General features: G+C 69.4%; 13 protein-coding genes. 10 read left to right on the top strand and 3 right to left on the bottom strand.

Annotated elements, in window-relative coordinates; genetic code table 11:
* The first annotated feature begins 1 nt into the window (after position 1).
* On the top strand, positions 2–1,591 hold the full coding sequence (locus CGZ93_RS17470) for a class I adenylate-forming enzyme family protein (RefSeq protein ID WP_094365438.1): 1,590 nt from the start codon (positions 2–4) through the stop codon (positions 1,589–1,591).
* A 5-nt stretch (positions 1,592–1,596) separates the two neighbouring features.
* Here CGZ93_RS17470 and CGZ93_RS17465 read toward each other — a convergent pair whose 3' ends face one another.
* Positions 1,597–2,751, bottom strand: coding sequence for a steroid 3-ketoacyl-CoA thiolase (locus tag CGZ93_RS17465; protein WP_094365437.1), 1,155 nt, complete (start codon positions 2,749–2,751; stop codon positions 1,597–1,599).
* An 88-nt stretch (positions 2,752–2,839) separates the two neighbouring features.
* Between CGZ93_RS17465 and CGZ93_RS17460 the strand changes: the two genes are divergently transcribed.
* The 9 genes from CGZ93_RS17460 (at position 2,840) to CGZ93_RS17420 (ending at position 13,161) form a co-directional block, all read left to right on the top strand.
* The gene (locus CGZ93_RS17460; RefSeq protein ID WP_229117560.1) at positions 2,840–3,745 is read left to right on the top strand and encodes an SDR family NAD(P)-dependent oxidoreductase; all 906 of its coding nucleotides are present in this window, start codon (positions 2,840–2,842) and stop codon (positions 3,743–3,745) included.
* Positions 3,742–5,829 (top strand): acyl-CoA dehydrogenase, encoded by a 2,088-nt coding sequence (locus CGZ93_RS17455; protein ID WP_094365436.1) that lies wholly within the window; start codon positions 3,742–3,744, stop codon positions 5,827–5,829. The genes CGZ93_RS17460 and CGZ93_RS17455 overlap by 4 nt, the downstream gene beginning before the upstream one ends.
* Positions 5,830–5,930: 101 nt before the next feature.
* Positions 5,931–7,460, top strand: coding sequence for an ABC transporter substrate-binding protein (locus tag CGZ93_RS17450; protein ID WP_094365435.1), 1,530 nt, complete (start codon positions 5,931–5,933; stop codon positions 7,458–7,460).
* Between the two features lie 21 nt (positions 7,461–7,481).
* Positions 7,482–8,426: an ABC transporter permease gene (locus tag CGZ93_RS17445; protein WP_094365434.1), complete on the top strand. Its 945-nt coding sequence runs from the start codon at positions 7,482–7,484 to the stop codon at positions 8,424–8,426.
* Complete coding sequence (locus CGZ93_RS17440) at positions 8,426–9,313, top strand: ABC transporter permease (RefSeq protein WP_094365433.1); 888 nt, start codon at positions 8,426–8,428, stop codon at positions 9,311–9,313. The genes CGZ93_RS17445 and CGZ93_RS17440 overlap by 1 nt, the downstream gene beginning before the upstream one ends.
* Complete coding sequence (locus CGZ93_RS17435) at positions 9,310–10,287, top strand: ABC transporter ATP-binding protein (protein WP_094365432.1); 978 nt, start codon at positions 9,310–9,312, stop codon at positions 10,285–10,287. The genes CGZ93_RS17440 and CGZ93_RS17435 overlap by 4 nt, the downstream gene beginning before the upstream one ends.
* Positions 10,284–11,297, top strand: coding sequence for an ABC transporter ATP-binding protein (locus CGZ93_RS17430; protein WP_094365431.1), 1,014 nt, complete (start codon positions 10,284–10,286; stop codon positions 11,295–11,297). Before CGZ93_RS17435 ends, CGZ93_RS17430 begins: the two co-directional genes overlap by 4 nt.
* On the top strand, positions 11,297–12,238 hold the full coding sequence (locus CGZ93_RS17425; protein WP_094365430.1) for a fumarylacetoacetate hydrolase family protein: 942 nt from the start codon (positions 11,297–11,299) through the stop codon (positions 12,236–12,238). Before CGZ93_RS17430 ends, CGZ93_RS17425 begins: the two co-directional genes overlap by 1 nt.
* A complete protein-coding gene (locus CGZ93_RS17420) occupies positions 12,235–13,161 on the top strand; it encodes an MBL fold metallo-hydrolase (RefSeq protein WP_094365429.1) in 927 nt (308 codons plus the stop codon). Before CGZ93_RS17425 ends, CGZ93_RS17420 begins: the two co-directional genes overlap by 4 nt.
* 7 nt (positions 13,162–13,168) lie before the next feature.
* Here the strand turns inward: CGZ93_RS17420 and CGZ93_RS17415 are convergent, their stop codons facing one another.
* Both CGZ93_RS17415 and CGZ93_RS17410 read right to left on the bottom strand, forming a co-directional pair.
* Entirely contained in the window at positions 13,169–14,212 is a 1,044-nt protein-coding gene (locus CGZ93_RS17415; protein ID WP_094365428.1) for an LLM class flavin-dependent oxidoreductase, read from the bottom strand.
* Between the two features lie 18 nt (positions 14,213–14,230).
* On the bottom strand, positions 14,231–14,812 hold the full coding sequence (locus CGZ93_RS17410; RefSeq protein ID WP_094365427.1) for a TetR/AcrR family transcriptional regulator: 582 nt from the start codon (positions 14,810–14,812) through the stop codon (positions 14,231–14,233).
* Positions 14,813–14,848: the final 36 nt, after the last annotated feature.

Genomic DNA, 14,848 nt, shown 5'->3' with positions numbered 1-14,848 from the left:
CGTGCTGCCTGCTCTCGACCTCGACCGTGAACGCGTCAATCCCTTCACCGGAAAGGATCTGGGCTGGTTGCTGCGCCTGCGGGCAGCCACCCATGGGGATCGCACCTTCCTGATCTGGGCTCCCCACGAGGGGGCGGAGCAGGAGTGGAGTCTCGCCCGATTCGCCGCCGTCGCGGAGGCGGCCGCATCCGAGCTGGACCACCGGGGCGTACGCCCGGGTGATCGGGTGCTGGTGCACGCGGGCAACTCACCGCACTATCTGGTCGCCTGGTGGGCGTGCGTGCTCATCGGTGCGACCTCGATCACCACGAACACCAGGTTGACCGGACCGGAGGTCGCCGACCAGGCCGACCGGGCCGAAGTGTGTGGGGTGATCACCGACCGCGAACACGTCGATCTGTGCACCGAGCACGTGCGCGGCCGCTGGCAACTGGTGCTCGAGGACTGGGCACCCGCCGACCGCGACCCGGTCGGGACCGAACGGGCGCCACGGCTGCCGGTCGAACCGATGCGCGAGGCAGTGGTCCAATTCACCTCGGGCACGACCTCACGCCCCAAGGGGGTGGTGCTGAGCCACGCGAACCTGCTCTGGGGAGGGCAGTGCTCGGCACAGAACCTGGCCATGACCTCCGACGATCGCTATCTGGTCTTTCTGCCGTTGTTCCACATCAACGCGATCTCCTGGTGCATGATGGCGGTGCTGTGGGCGGGGGCGTCGATGGTGCTCCAACCCAGGTTCAGCGCGAGCCGGTTCTGGGAGCTTTCCCTGCGCCATCACTGCACCCTCGCCCAGATGATTCCCTTCTGCGTCAAGGCGATCGGCGACCAACCGATCCCCGAACACCACTACCGGGTGTGGACTACCGGCGCGCGGCTGCACGGGATCGAGCAGCGCTTCGGCGTGACCACCTTCTGCACCTGGGGGATGACCGAGACGGTCACCCACGCCACCCGTTCCGATCTCGGACTGGACTCTCCCGAGCTCAGCATCGGCATGGTGTCACCGGGGTATGAGTTGGCGATCGTCGACCCGGAGACCGGTCGACCCAGCGCACCGGGGGTCAACGGCGATCTCCATGTCCGTGGGGAACGCGGCGTACAACTGTTGCTGCGCTATCTGGACCGCGAGCACGACGAGGTCTCCTTCACCGAGGACGGGTGGCTGCGGACCGGGGACACCGCCCGGGTTGGGGAACAGGGGTGGCTGTGGTTCGGCGACCGGAACGCCGATCAGATCAAGTGTGGTGGGGAGAACGTGTCCGCCCGCCAGGTCGAGGAGACCGTGCTGAAGGCGCTGCCGGAGTTCATCTGGCAGGCCGCGGTGGTCGCGCAACCACACCCGATGCTGGGCGAGGTGCCTGTGCTCTTCGCGGTGCTGTGCCCGGCTGTCGTGGCCGACGCCGAGGAGATGACCCGACGGGTGGACGAGGCGGTGACCGCGACCTTGGCTGATTTCAAGCGACCGCGACGGGTCTACCTCACCGACGAGTTGCCCAGCCTGACCCTGGGCAAGGTGGCCAAGTCGGTGCTGCGGCAGCGCGCGAACGCCCTCGCCGAGGAGGAATCGCGGGCCGCGGGCGCCGCCGGTTGAGCGGTTCAGATCCGTTCCAGGATGGTGGCCGAGGCCATCGCACCCCCGGCGCAGATCGCCACCAACCCGCGCTGCAGGTCCCGCCGCTCGAGCTCGTCCAGGACCGTGGCCACCAGCCGCAGCCCGGTCGCGCCCACCGGGTGTCCCACCGCGATCGCACCCCCCAGGGTGTTCAGCTTGTCCAACGGCAGCTCGAAGTGGCGCTGCAGGGACAGCGGCACCGCGGCGAAGGCCTCGTTCACCTCGACCAGGTCGATGTCGGAGAGGCTCATTCCGGAGCGTTTGAGGACCCGCTCGGTCGCCTGGATCGGTCCGTCCAGGTGGAAGTGCGGATCACCGCCGACCAGCGCCTGGCTGACAATCCGTGCCCGCGGCCGCAGACCGAGCCGCTGCGCCGCGGCTTTTGAGGTGAGCAGCGCTGCGGAGGCTCCGTCGGAGATCTGGGAGGAGGTGCCGGCGGTGTGCAGTCCGTCGGTCAGCACCGGATCCAGGGCGGCCAATCGTTCCAGGTCCGTGTCGCGAAGCCCCTGATCGGTGCAGACCTGCTCGGGGGTGCCCTCCACCGGGGTGCCGAACTCACCCGGTTGGACCGGGATCACCTGGCGGGTCAGGTGCCCGGCTCGCCACGCCTCGGCCGCGAGCCGCTGGGAACGGAGTCCGAACTCGTCCAGGGCGGCGCGGGTGATGCCCTTCTCGCGGGCGATCCGGTCCGCCCCCTCGAACTGGTTGGGCAGGTCGATCGACCAGCCCTCCGGCTTCGGCCGCCCGGTCGGGCCCGGCATGTTCGACTGCAGTGGCAGCCGGCTCATCGACTCCACCCCGCAGGCCAGGCCGACCTCGATCGCGTCCGCGTGGATCAGGCCCGCGATCAGGTGCATCGACTGCTGGGCCGAGGAGCACTGCGCGTCGATGGTGGTGCACCCCACGGGCGAGGGCAGGCCGGCGTGCAGCCAGGCGTTCCGGGTCACGTTCCCGGCCTGTTCCCCGGCCTGGGTGACACACCCGCCGATCAGTTGCTCGACCCGATCGGCGGGCAGCTCGTTGCGATCCAGCAGTCCGCGCTGGGCGAGACCGAGCAGCTCCGCCGGGTGCACGTGCGACAGCCAACCGCGGCGTCGACCGAAAGGGGTGCGTGCGGCGTCCACGATCACTGGTTCCATCGATGCTCCCGGCGTTGGGGGGTTGACAGCAGCACCACCGTAGAACATCTTCAAGTGGCAAACAAGCGAGCGCTTGGTTGGTATTTCGATGGCGGAGGCAGAGATGGCGGAGTCGGATCGGGTGGCGATCATCACGGGGGCCGGTGACGGTCTCGGACGGGCGGAGGCGATCGAGCTCGCCCGCGACGGGGTGGCCGTGGTGGTCAACGACCTGTCCGAGGATCTCTTGCAGGAAACGGTTTCCCAGGTCGAGGCCGTCGGCGGCCGGGCGCTGGCCGTGGCCGGGGACGTGGCGGAGTGGGAGACGGGCGTACGCCTGCTCGAGGCCGCCCGCGACGGGCTCGGACAACTCGACGTGCTGGTCAACAACGCCGGCATCCTGCGTGACCGGATGGTGTTCGCGATGTCGGAGGCCGAATGGGACTCGGTGATCCGGGTGCACCTGCGAGGCACCTTCGTGCTCACCCGGTTGGCCACCGAACACTGGCGCAACCTGGCCAAGCAGGGCGGCACGCCGCAGGCCCGCATCATCAACACCGCCTCCGAGGCCGGGTTGATGGGGGCCGCCGGACAGCCGAACTACGTTGCCGCGAAGGCGGGCATCATCGGATTGACCGTGTCCACCGCCCGCGGGTGTGAGCGCTACGGCGTCCGGGCCAACGCGATCTGTCCCCGGGCCCGCACGCCGATGACCGACGGCATGTTCGCCGCACCGGACTCCGGGCATGCCGACCCGTTCGGGACCGAGCAGGTCACCCCGCTGGTGGCCTGGTTGGCACGGCCCGACAGTGACGCGGTCACCGGCCAGGTGTTCGTGGTGCACTCCGGACGGATCGCGGTGATGGCCCCGCCGCCGGTCGCCGCCACCTTCGCCGCCCCCGAGCGTGGCTGGGACGTCTCCGCGGTCGCCTCCGCGATGGACTGGTACGCCGAGCCTCGCCCCACCTTCTCGGCCAAGGACGCCATCGAGGCCGCGTTTGAGGTGCGGGGATGACCCTCGCCCGGACCGCGGACCAGCGCGAACTCGTGGCCCTGGTGGTTGAGTGGGCCCGCGACCGTGACTTGGTCGCCGAGCAGGTGGCGGCCATCCAATCCCCGGGGACCGGAACCGATCGTTGGCGCGAGCTGGCCGGGCTCGGGGTGTTCGGGGTGGGCGTGCCCGAGCCGCAGGGTGGCACCGGGGGAGGCCTCGTCGACGTCGCCGCGGTGGTCGCCGCGCTCGGCGAGCAGTTGGCCCCGACCGCCTGGCTGGCCCACCTGTGGTGCATCGCGGCGCTGCTCGACGCAGGCCGCGTGGAGGAGCTGGCCGGGCTCGCCGAGGGCACGGTGCGCGGGGCCGTGGTGAGCGCGGGCGGCTGTGCGCCCGGGGTCGCCGGTGCCGACCTGCTGCTGGTCCTCGACGGGGCGCAGACCGGTCTGTGCCCCGGCCCGGGTGCGGCTGTGTCGGCGCTGGAGTTGGCCGGACACTGGGGCGAGGCGCCAGGAACCGATGCCGCCCAGCGCGTGGCACTCGACCCCGAGCGGGTACGCCAGCTCGGTATCACCCTGGCCCTGGCCGACCTGGCCGGGGTGTGTCGCTGGGCCACCGACACCGCCTCCGCGCACGCCCGCACCAGGGAACAGTTCGGTGCCCCGATCGGCACCTTCCAAGGGGTTTCCCACCTGGTCGCGGGCATGTACCTGACGACCGAGGAGGTGACCTCTGCGGCGTACGAGGCGTTGGACGGGTTGGCCGCCGGCGCAGACCAGGCCCGATTGGCGGTGGCCGCGGCGGCCGCGGTCGGGCTGCCCGCCGCCGTGCGGGTGACCAAGGACCTGATCCAGGCGCTCGGCGGGATCGGTTACACCTTTGAGCACCCGGCCCACCTGGCCCTGCGTCGGACCAAGGCGTGGCAGTTGCTGCTCGACCCGGGTGAGCGATTGGTGCGACAACTCGCGGACAGCAGCCGGGCGGGCGAGCGGCGAGTGCCGCCGACCGTGGTCGGTCACCTCCCCGATGAGCTTGCTGCGGCGGTCACCCGGGTCGCCGAGGTGGCGCCGTCCGAGCAACGCGAATCCCTGGTGCGCGAGGGACTGCTGCGCCCGGAGTGGCCCGCTCCTTGGGGGCGGTCGGCGGACCCGGTGACGGCCGCCACAGTCGCGGCCCGGTTGGCCGAACGGGGAGTCGAGCTGCCCGACCTGGTCATCGCCGGTTGGACCCTCGGCGTGGTGGCCGAGCACGGGACGCCGGAACTGCAACGTCGGCTGATACCACCGGGCCTGCGGGGTGAGGAGACGTGGTGCCAGTTGTTCAGTGAACCGGGGGCCGGGTCCGACCTCGCCTCGGTCCGCACCCGCGCCGAACGCACCGAGGATGGCTGGCTGGTCAGCGGGCAGAAGGTGTGGACCTCCCTGGCCCGCGAGGCGCGCTGGGGGCTGGCCCTGGTCCGCACCGACCCGACGGCGGCGCGGCACCGCGGGCTGAGTGTGCTGGTGATCGACATGCAGGGGCCGGGTGTCGAGGTGCGTCCGCTGCGCGAGGCGACCGGAGAGGCGCTGTTCAACGAGGTGTTCCTGGACGGTGCCCCCGTGCCCGACGAGCGAGTGGTCGGCAGTCCCGGTGATGGCTGGCGCGTCGCCACCGCCACCCTGGCCGGGGAGCGGATCGCGATGGGCAGTCGTCCCGCGCTGTCGCAGCGATTGGAGGAATTGCTCGCCGACCCGGGCGAGGTCTCCGTCGCCCGGCTCGGTGGCCTAGTGGCGGCCAGTCTGGTCAAGGCGGCCGGCGAACGGCGCCTGGCCGGTGCGCTGATGTCGGATGCTCCCGTGGCCGGGTTGGCAACGGTGCAGAAACTGATCGGCGTACGCCTGGACCAGGAGCTGCGCGAGGCGTGCCTGGACGCCCGGGGCGTACGCGGGTGCACCGCGGAGGCCGAGATCCGCGGTTTCCTCTCCTCGCGCGCCCTGAGCATTGCCGGCGGCACCACCCAGGTGCTGTTGAACGTGCTGGCCGAGCGGGTGCTCGGGCTGCCGCGCCCCGGGCGTACACCGTCCGTCGGTAAGGCAACGAATCGAAGCCAAAACCAAGCAAGCACTTGATTGTTCGGGTGGGGTGTCGTACGTTCGTCGCACTGTGCGCGACCGGCCGGCCCCACCGGTTCGCAGGGAAGTTCAACGACGTACTTCAAGGAGCGTGTCCAATGGTTCGCACCAAGCTCATCGGGCTGGCGGCAGTGCTGGCGATCGCCGTCACCGCGTGTGGCGGTGGTGGGGGGCAGTCCAGTCCGGCCAACCCGGCCGATATCGACCCGAATGCCACCCTGCGCTACTCGACCACCTACGGGACGAGCAGCTGGGATCCGCACAAGACCAAGGTCACCTCCGATGTGATCCTGCTCAACAACGTCTACGAGCCGCTGGTGCGTCGCGACGCCGAGGGCAAGGCGATCCCCGGTCTGGCCGAGTCGTGGCAGCTCAGCCAGGACACGAAGAAGCTCACTCTGAAACTGCGCAGCGGGGCCACCTTCACCGACGGCGAGCCCGTCAACGCGGCGGCGGCGAAGAAGAATCTCGAACGAGCCAAGGAAAAGGACTCGATCACCGCCAATCTGCTCGCGTTGGTGACGGCGGTCAACACACCGGATGAGAGCACCGTGGAGCTGCAACTGAACCGTCCCGGTGGGGCGCTGCCGCTGGTGTTGTCCGACCTGCCGGGGATGCTGGTCAGCCCCAAGGCGATGGCCAACCCGGAGAGCCTGAAGACCACCCCGGTCGGGGCCGGTCCGTTCAAGCTCGTCTCCCAGCAGCCGGGCGCGAAATACGAGCTCGAGGCCAACGCGGGCTACTGGAAGAAGGGCACCCCGAAGGTCAAGAAGATGACCTGGGACATCATGGTCGACCCGCAGACCCGGCTCAACGCGATCCAGTCCAGCCAGTTGGACGTCGGGATCACGGCCACCAACATCATCGAACCGGCCAAGCAGCAGGGGCTGCAGGTGAAGGTGCGGCCGTCGCTGAACACCTACATCATGAACTTCAACCAGAGGCGCAGTGAGTTCGGCAAGCTGGAGGTGCGGCAGGCGATCTTCTATGCCATCGACCGTAACGAGATCGTGAAGGGCGCCCTCGAGGGTCAGGGTGAGGCCGGCAGCCAGATGTTCCCGAAGGGCTACTTCGGTCACGACCCGTCGCTGAAGGAGATGTACGAGCCCAACCTCGACAAGGCCAAGGAACTGCTCGCCAAGGGCGGGGTGCCGAACGGGTTCACCTTCGAGGCGGTCGTGCTGAACCAGCCCGTCTACATGACCCAGGCCGAGATCATCAAGGCCCGGCTGGCGAAGATCGGCGTCACCATGAACCTCCGTCCGCTGTCGGGTACCGAGGTGTCGCCGGCCTTCTTCCGCGGCGAGGCGGACGCCATCGTCACCGCCCACGTGGGACGTCCCGACCCGACCCAGACCCTCGAGGCCTGGTTCGCCAAGGAGTCCCCGACCAACCCCTCGAAGAGCGAGCCGGCGGGCCTGCGGGAGGCGATCGACCAGGCCAACTCCACCACCGACAACGCCCAGCGCACCGCGCTGATCGGCAAGGCGTCCAAGCTGGTGATGGAGAACGCGCTGATCGTGCCGCTGGCCCAGTACAACCTGGGCAGCGTCTACTCCAACAAGGTGGCGGGGTACGAGCCGTTCCTGGTGGGGGACGAGTGGCGTGACGTCGGCGTCACTCGCTGACGTGCTGAGGAGCGGGGCGACATGTGGTGGATGATCGGGAAGCGGCTGCTGGCGCTGATCCCGTTGCTCTTGCTGACCACGCTCGCCGCGTTCGCGCTGATCTTCCTGATCCCCGGTGACCCGGCCTCGACCATCGCCGGGGATCAGGCCACCCCCGAACGGGTGGCCCAGATCGCGGCCGAGCTGGGACTGGACCAGCCGTGGTACGTCCAGTACGGCCAGTTCGTGTCGGGACTGCTGACCGGGGATCTCGGCAACAGCTTCACCTTCAACGTTCCGGTCGCCAGGTTGCTGGTGGAGCGGCTGCCGGTCACCCTGTCGCTGACGCTGATGGCGCTCGCCCTGGCGGCGCTGATCGGTGTCCCGTTGGGCATCATCGCCGGCCGGTACGCCGGGCGGTTGCCCGACCGGGTGGCGACGGTGCTGTCCACTCTTGGGCTCGCCACCCCGAACTTCGTGCTGGGCCTGCTGCTGGTCGGTTTCCTGGCCATGCGGATGCGGATCTTCCCCGCCACCGGTTATGCGCCGCTGGCTCAGGGTTTCCTGCCCTGGTTGCAGCATCTGCTGCTGCCCGGACTGGCCCTGGCGGTCATCTCGGGTGCGGAGATCGCCCGACAGCTGCGGGCCGGACTGGAGGATGCGTTCAAACAGGACTACATCCGGACCGCCGTCGCGAAGGGGTCTAACCGGCACGTCGTCACCTGGAAGCACGCGTTGAAGAACGCAATGCTGCCGGTGGTGACCCTGATGGGGCTCCAGGTGGGTTACCTGCTGGGGGGCTCGGCCGTGGTGGAGTCGGTGTTCGGAATCAAGGGACTCGGCGACCTGGCGGTGAATGCGGTGCTCGGTCGCGACGTCCCGACCATCCAGGCCATGGTGGTGTTCACCGCGGTCATCACGTTGCTCTGCAGCCTGTTGGTCGACCTCTCCTACGGATGGCTGGACCCCCGGATCAGGAGGTCGTGATGGCGGTTCAGGAACAACGGGCCCATCGCCACGAATCGCCGCTGTCGCGCTTCTGGCGCAGATTCCGCGCCCATCCGATCAACGTGGTCGCGGCCGCGGGCGTCCTCCTGCTGCTGGTGATCGGCATCATCGGCCCGTGGATCGCGCCCGCGGATCCGCTGCTGCAGGACATCAACGCGCGCCGCCTCGGCCCGTTCAGCCCCGGTCACCTGCTGGGTACCGACCACCTCGGGCGGGATCTGCTGTCCCAGCTGCTGCACGGTGCCAGGGTGGCAGTGCAGGCGGCGGGAATCGCCGTGGGGGTGGGAATCGTGCTCGGCGTACCGACCGGACTGCTCTCCGGCTATGTCGGTGGCTGGTTGGATTCGATCCTCTCCCGGCTGGCGGACGCGCTGCTCACCTTCCCACCCCTGCTGCTGGCGATGGCGATCGTGGGTGTGATGGGGCCCAACCTGCGCAACGCGATGGGTGCCATCGGACTCGTCTTCGCCCCGCGCTTCTTCCGCATCGTGCGGGCATCGGTGCTGTCGGTCCGGGAGGCGACCTACATCGAGGCGGCCCACAGCATCGGGACCCCGACGGTTCAGATCCTGCGTCGACACGTGCTGCCCAATGTGCTGTCACCCATCATCGTGCAGATTTCGCTGGCCACCGGGTTCGCGATCCTTGCCGAGGCGTCCCTCAGCTACCTCGGTCTCGGCGTACGCCCGCCGGCGCCCAGCTGGGGGCGGATGCTGAACGACGGCCGCGCGTCGTGGTTCTACACCACCTGGCCGGTGCTGCTGCCCGCGGTCACGATCATCCTCAGCGTGCTCGTGTGCAACCTGCTGGGCGATGGTACGCGGGACTCGCTCGGTCGTGAGGAACGCGGCGGAGGTGCCCGATGAGCCTGCTCGAGATCGACCGGCTGACGGTCGAGGTGGCGACGGCTCACGGCTGGGTGCCGGTGGTCCAGGATGTCAGCCTGGACGTGGATCGCGGGGAACGGGTCGGTCTCGTCGGCGAGTCCGGGTCGGGAAAGACGGTGACCTGTCAGTCGGTGCTGCAGCTGCTGCCCCGCCGCTCCACCCGCGTGGCCGCCGGCGAGATCAGACTGGACGGGCAGAACCTGCTGTCCCTCTCGGGGGATCAGCTCCGCGCGGTGCGCGGCGGCGACATCGGGATGGTCTTCCAGGAGCCGATGACCAGCCTGAACCCGGCGTTCAGCATCGGGGACCAGATCGGCGAGGCGATCCGCAACCACGCGCGGGTGCCGCGGCGGCAGGCCCGCGACCGCGCAGTCGAATTGCTTGATCTGGTGGGGATTCCGCGCCCGCGGGAGCGGGTCGGGGACTATCCGCACCAGTTCTCCGGCGGGATGCGGCAGCGGGTGATGCTGGCGATGGCGCTGGCCGGTGACCCGAAACTGCTGATCGCCGACGAGCCGACGACGGCGCTCGATGTGACTATCCAGGCGCAGGTGCTCGACCTGATCCGCGAGCTGTCCGACGAGCTGGGACTGGCGGTGCTGTTCGTCACCCACGACCTGGGCGTGGTCGCCGACATCTGCGAGCGAGTCGTGGTGATGTACGCCGGGCAGGTCGTTGAGCGGGCCAGCACCCTCGAGCTGTTTGAGTCCCCGCGTCACCCCTATACCGAGGGGCTGATGCGCTCGCGGCCGAGCATCACCGACCGCACCGAGCTGCACGTGATCCCCGGGACCCCGCCGGCACCCGGGGCGATGCCGGCCGGGTGCCGGTTCCAGCCGCGCTGCGGCTATGCCGCCGAGGTGTGCGCCGAACCGGTGCAGTTGCGCGGGCCGAGCGAGCACCCCAGCCGCTGCGCCCGGCTGGGCGAGTTGTTGTTGGAGGGTTGCGAATGACTGCCCAGGCCACCACCGCGGGGCCCGGCCCGTCGGGCGAACCGCTGTTGCAGGTACGGGATCTCTCGGTCACCTTCCGCCTGTCGCGCGGTCGACGACTGCACGCGGTGCGTGAGCTGAACCTCGAGATCGCCCGTGGCGAGACGCTGGCCATCGTCGGCGAATCCGGATCGGGCAAGTCGACCACGGCGCGAGCCCTGCTCCGGCTGCTCCCGCAGGCGAGTGGGAGCGTACGCCTGGCCGGGCAAGAGCTAATGACCCTGCGCGGGCGGGACCTGCGCCTTGCCCGCCGCGGCGCGCAGATGGTGTTCCAGGATCCCTATTCCTCACTCAACCCCGCCCAGCAGGTGTGGGAGTCGATCGTCGAACCGCTCCAGGTTCACGACCGGATCGGCCGCAGGGAGCAGCAGGCCAGGGCCGCGCAATTGCTTGAGGAGGTGGGCCTGCGGGCCGAGCACGCCGAACGCTATCCGCACGAGTTCTCCGGTGGGCAGCGGCAGCGGATCGCCATCGCCCGGGCGATCGCGGTCCGACCCGAGCTCGTGGTGGCCGATGAGCCGGTATCGGCGCTCGATGTGTCCAGTCAGAACCAGGTGCTGAGGCTGCTGGAGCGGCTCTCGGTCGAACACGAGATCAGCCTGCTGTTCATCTCCCACGATCTGGGGGTGGTGCGCCACATCGCCGATCGGGTCGCGGTGATGTACCTCGGGCGCATCGTGGAGCAGGCACCCACCGCCCAGTTGTTCGAGGACCCGCAGCACCCCTACACCCGCGCCCTGCTGTCGGCGGCCCTCGTGGCCAACCCTCGGCGCCAGGCGCAACGACGTCGGGTACGCCTCAGCGGTGATTTGCCCGATCCCACCAACCCGCCGCCGGGGTGCCCCTTTGTGACCCGCTGCCCAGATGCGATGCCGGTCTGTTCGCAGCGGCTGCCCCAGACACTGCCCCGGAGTGACGGCAGCGGAGCCGTGGCCTGCCACCTGGTGCATCCTCTCGAAGGCACCCCCTGATGCGGTGGATTCGCTGCGCGACCGACGCCGGTCCGCGAACCGGCGTGCTGATCGGGGATCGGGCGCACCTGTTGGAGGGCCCGACGACCCTGGTCGAGCTCCTGGCCACCGGTGAGTTGGCGGCGACCGGGGACCGGCTGGCCGATTCGGAGGAGCACGCGCTGCCCTGGTCCGAGCTTCGCCCCCTCGCCCCGCTGGTGCCGCCGTCGCTGCGGGACTGCGTCGGGCACCTGGGGCACATCGCCAACTGTCGGGCCCGGCTCGGCGGCGAGGTGCCCGAGATCTGGGGTCGGGTGCCGCAGTTCTATTTCGGGGCCCCGGCCAGTGTGACGGGGGCGAGCGAGGACGTGCAGGTGTCGCCGGGGTGCGGCCAGTTCGACTATGAGCTCGAGGTCGCCGTGGTGATCGGGCGTCCCGGTCGGGACCTGCATCCGGAGCGGGCGATCGATCACGTCGCAGGAGTGCTGCTGTTCTGCGACTGGAGTGCCCGCGACCTGCAGCTGGAGATGATGCCCGCCGGTCTCGGTCCGGGCAAGGGCAAGGACGGGGCCACCACCTTGGGCCCGTGGCTGCTCACAGTCGACGAACTGGCCGACCGGCGTACCCGGGTGGGATGGGACCTGCCGGTCTCGGTCTCCCTGAACGGCGTGGTGATGGGGGGCGGCAATCTCGCGGATCAGGACTTCACCGTGGGTGAGGTGATCGCCTACTGCTCCCGTGGGGTGGAACTCCAGCACGGAGACGTGATCGCCACCGGCACGGTGCCGACCGGTTGCCTGCTGGAGCTTGATCGGCTGGGGGAGCGGCACACCGGCCCACGCTTCGAACGCTGGTTGCAGCCCGGTGACGTGGTCGAGCTGGAGGGCGGGGTGCTGGGCGCGACACGGAACCGCATCGTCGCTGGCACCGATCCGGTCCGACTGCCGTCGGAGCTTCGATGACTGCCGCCGAACCCTACTGGAACAGGGTTTCCGAGCACTGCTGGGCTTGGATCCAACCCGATGGGAGCTGGTTCGTCAACAATGCCGCCATCGTGGCCGACGGAGCGCAGCTTGTTGCGGTGGACACCCTGGCCAGTGTCCCGCGTACGCGCCGCTACCGTGCCGCGATCGAGGAGAAGTTCGGGCACCAGGTCCGCACGATCATCACCACCCACCATCACGGTGATCACAGCTACGGCAACTTTCTCTTCCCCGAGGCGGCGATCGTCGGTCAGCACCGCACCCGGCGCGGGATTCTTGCCGCCGGCGAGCCACCGGGGCCGGAGGGTCGCCCGTCCTACACCCCGTTCGATTTCGGCGAGATCGAGTTGTCCCCGCCGACGATCTGCTTCACCGACGAGCTCACCGTGTGGGCAGGCGAGGTCCCCTGCCAGGTGAACAGCGTGGGTGAGGTCGCGCACACCGCCGACGACAGCTACGTGCACTTGGCCGATGAGGGGGTGCTGATCACCGGTGACCTGATCTTCTCCGGTGGGACGCCCTTCGTGTTGATGGGATCCCTGTCCGGGTTGGAACGCTGCCTCGTCGAGCAATTGCGGCCCCTCGGTGCTTCGGTCCTGGTCCCGGGGCACGGACCGGTTGGTGGTCCCGAGTTGATCGAGGATGTCCTGGAACACCTTCGCTGGCTGCAGCGACTTGCCGCCGACGGTCGCCGGCGTGGCCTCTCCCCGTTGGAGACCGCCCGTTCCGCCGACCTGGGCCGTTTCGCCGGCTGGACCGACACTGAACGGATCGTCGGCAACCTGCACCGGGCGTACGCTGAGGCGGACGGGCTGCCCGCCGGGGAACCGCTGGACTACGGTGCGATCATCCGCGAGATGGTGCAGCTGCGGGGTGGGCGCAGGATCGAAGTCTGCCTCTGAATCGGGTTCAGCCGAGCGGCTGGCCCGGATCGTCGCCGGGGGAGAGGTCCAGAGCGCCGAGATTGTCCATCAGAGTGGAGAATCGAGCCTCATCGCTTGGTTCCGGCGGCGGCATGATCAGTCCGTCCACCAGGCGTCCGTAGCCTTCGCCGAGCAGCCCCGGCAGTTCCTCCAGAGGCGCGATCGGGACGATCCGGGCAAGCAGTTCGCGATCCAGCAGACCGTGCACCCGATCCCAGTCCCGATCCGCTGCGGCGGCGGCCAGTTGATCGGCCCGTTCGCCCTCGTCGAGGACGTCCAGCACACCGCGATACGCAGGGGTGCTGAGCAGGAAGCCGAGCTCGCGGCGCACCTCCTCGGCGCGATCATGCAGATCCCCGGAACCCGTGACCAGGAAGGGGTTGGCGATGATCCGCGGACGGGTGCCCGGCACCGTCCTCTCCTCGGCTCCGCGGCGTACCGCGGGCCAGACCCGCTGGCGCAACAGCAGCGGGTGGGAGGCGGTCGGGTGCACCACCAACCCGTCGGCGGCGCGACCGGCCAGACGGCACATCCTCGCACCCACCGCCCCGGTCCACAGCGGTGGCGTTTCGACGGGATCGGGTCGGAAATAGGGCTGCATCCGGGTCAGCCGGTAGTGCGTGCCGTGATGTTGCAGGGGGGCGCCGGCAAAGGCGGCGAAGGCCGCACGCACCGCCGCGAGATAGTCCTCCAACTGCGGCACCGGCCGATCCCAGGCAGCCGAGAAGCGGTCCACCACATTGCCCCGCACCTGACTTGCCAACCCCAATTGGAACCGGCCCGGAGCAAGGGCGAGGAGGTCGCGGGCAGCGTACGCCACCACCATCGGACTGCGCGGAAACGCCACCGTCATGGAGGTTCGGACGATCGAGCGCGTGGTGGCCTGCAGGGCCAGCAGGGCGACCAGGAACGAGTCGTGGATGGTTTCCGCGACGTGCAGGATGGGTACGCCCAGCGACTCCAGCCACCTGGCGTACGCCGGAACCTCGGCAAGCTCCAATCGCGGTGGCAGGGTGACGCAGACCTCCATGATCGGAGCGGAAGGGCCTCAGGCCCGGTTGAGGAATCCCTCGAGGAACAACTTGGTGCAGGCATCGGCCATCTGACGGGTGCTGAACCGGCCCTTGGGGTTGTACCAGCGGACGGAGAGCCAGACCGCATCCCGGATCATCCGGTAGAACACGGCCGGCGGGATGTCGTCGCGGAACACCCCGGCGGCGACCCCGGCGTTGATGGTGTCCAGCCACACCTTCTGCACCCGGGCGGCGGCCGCCTGGATCTCGGACGCCTTGGGCAGCGAGGCGAAGTAGGCGTGGTTGTTCTGGTACAGCTCGGTGGCGTGCGGGCGGGCCACCGAGGCCTCGAGGGAGGCCTGGATGAGCAGCGCCAGCTCGGTTGCCGAGTCGTCGGCGGCGGCGGCGGCGGCGTGGTAGCGCTGCTCAATGTCGGCGAGGTAGTCGAGCACGATCTCCTGGACGATGGCGTCCTTGGAATCGAAGTGGTGATAGAGACTTCCCGAGAGAATCCCCACCCGGTCAGCGATCTCGCGCACGGTGGTGCCCGCCACTCCGCGAACCGCGAACAACTCGGCCGCGATGTCGAGGATCTCTCCGCGTCGGTCCTTCTTCATGCCTGCCCCACCCTTCTGGATCTCGCTGGGGTCCGG

The organism is Enemella dayhoffiae (assembly GCF_002250625.1).
Lineage (GTDB): Bacteria > Actinomycetota > Actinomycetes > Propionibacteriales > Propionibacteriaceae > Enemella > Enemella dayhoffiae.
Note: the sequence above shows the minus strand (reverse complement) of the source record. Positions and strands in the feature narration are given on the sequence as shown.

Excerpts from the sequence above, each read along its gene's own strand:
- CGZ93_RS17415 (WP_094365428.1), bottom strand. The coding sequence starts at position 14,212 with ATGGAGGTCTGCGTCACCCTGCCACCGCGATTGGAGCTTGCCGAGGTT.
- CGZ93_RS17410 (WP_094365427.1), bottom strand. The coding sequence starts at position 14,812 with ATGAAGAAGGACCGACGCGGAGAGATCCTCGACATCGCGGCCGAGTTG.
- CGZ93_RS17440 (WP_094365433.1), top strand. The coding sequence starts at position 8,426 with ATGGCGGTTCAGGAACAACGGGCCCATCGCCACGAATCGCCGCTGTCG.
- CGZ93_RS17420 (WP_094365429.1), top strand. The coding sequence starts at position 12,235 with ATGACTGCCGCCGAACCCTACTGGAACAGGGTTTCCGAGCACTGCTGG.
- CGZ93_RS17425 (WP_094365430.1), top strand. The coding sequence starts at position 11,297 with ATGCGGTGGATTCGCTGCGCGACCGACGCCGGTCCGCGAACCGGCGTG.
- CGZ93_RS17435 (WP_094365432.1), top strand. The coding sequence starts at position 9,310 with ATGAGCCTGCTCGAGATCGACCGGCTGACGGTCGAGGTGGCGACGGCT.
- CGZ93_RS17445 (WP_094365434.1), top strand. The coding sequence starts at position 7,482 with ATGTGGTGGATGATCGGGAAGCGGCTGCTGGCGCTGATCCCGTTGCTC.
- CGZ93_RS17460 (WP_229117560.1), top strand. The coding sequence starts at position 2,840 with ATGGCGGAGGCAGAGATGGCGGAGTCGGATCGGGTGGCGATCATCACG.
- CGZ93_RS17450 (WP_094365435.1), top strand. The coding sequence starts at position 5,931 with ATGGTTCGCACCAAGCTCATCGGGCTGGCGGCAGTGCTGGCGATCGCC.
- CGZ93_RS17465 (WP_094365437.1), bottom strand. The coding sequence starts at position 2,751 with ATGGAACCAGTGATCGTGGACGCCGCACGCACCCCTTTCGGTCGACGC.
- CGZ93_RS17430 (WP_094365431.1), top strand. The coding sequence starts at position 10,284 with ATGACTGCCCAGGCCACCACCGCGGGGCCCGGCCCGTCGGGCGAACCG.
- CGZ93_RS17455 (WP_094365436.1), top strand. The coding sequence starts at position 3,742 with ATGACCCTCGCCCGGACCGCGGACCAGCGCGAACTCGTGGCCCTGGTG.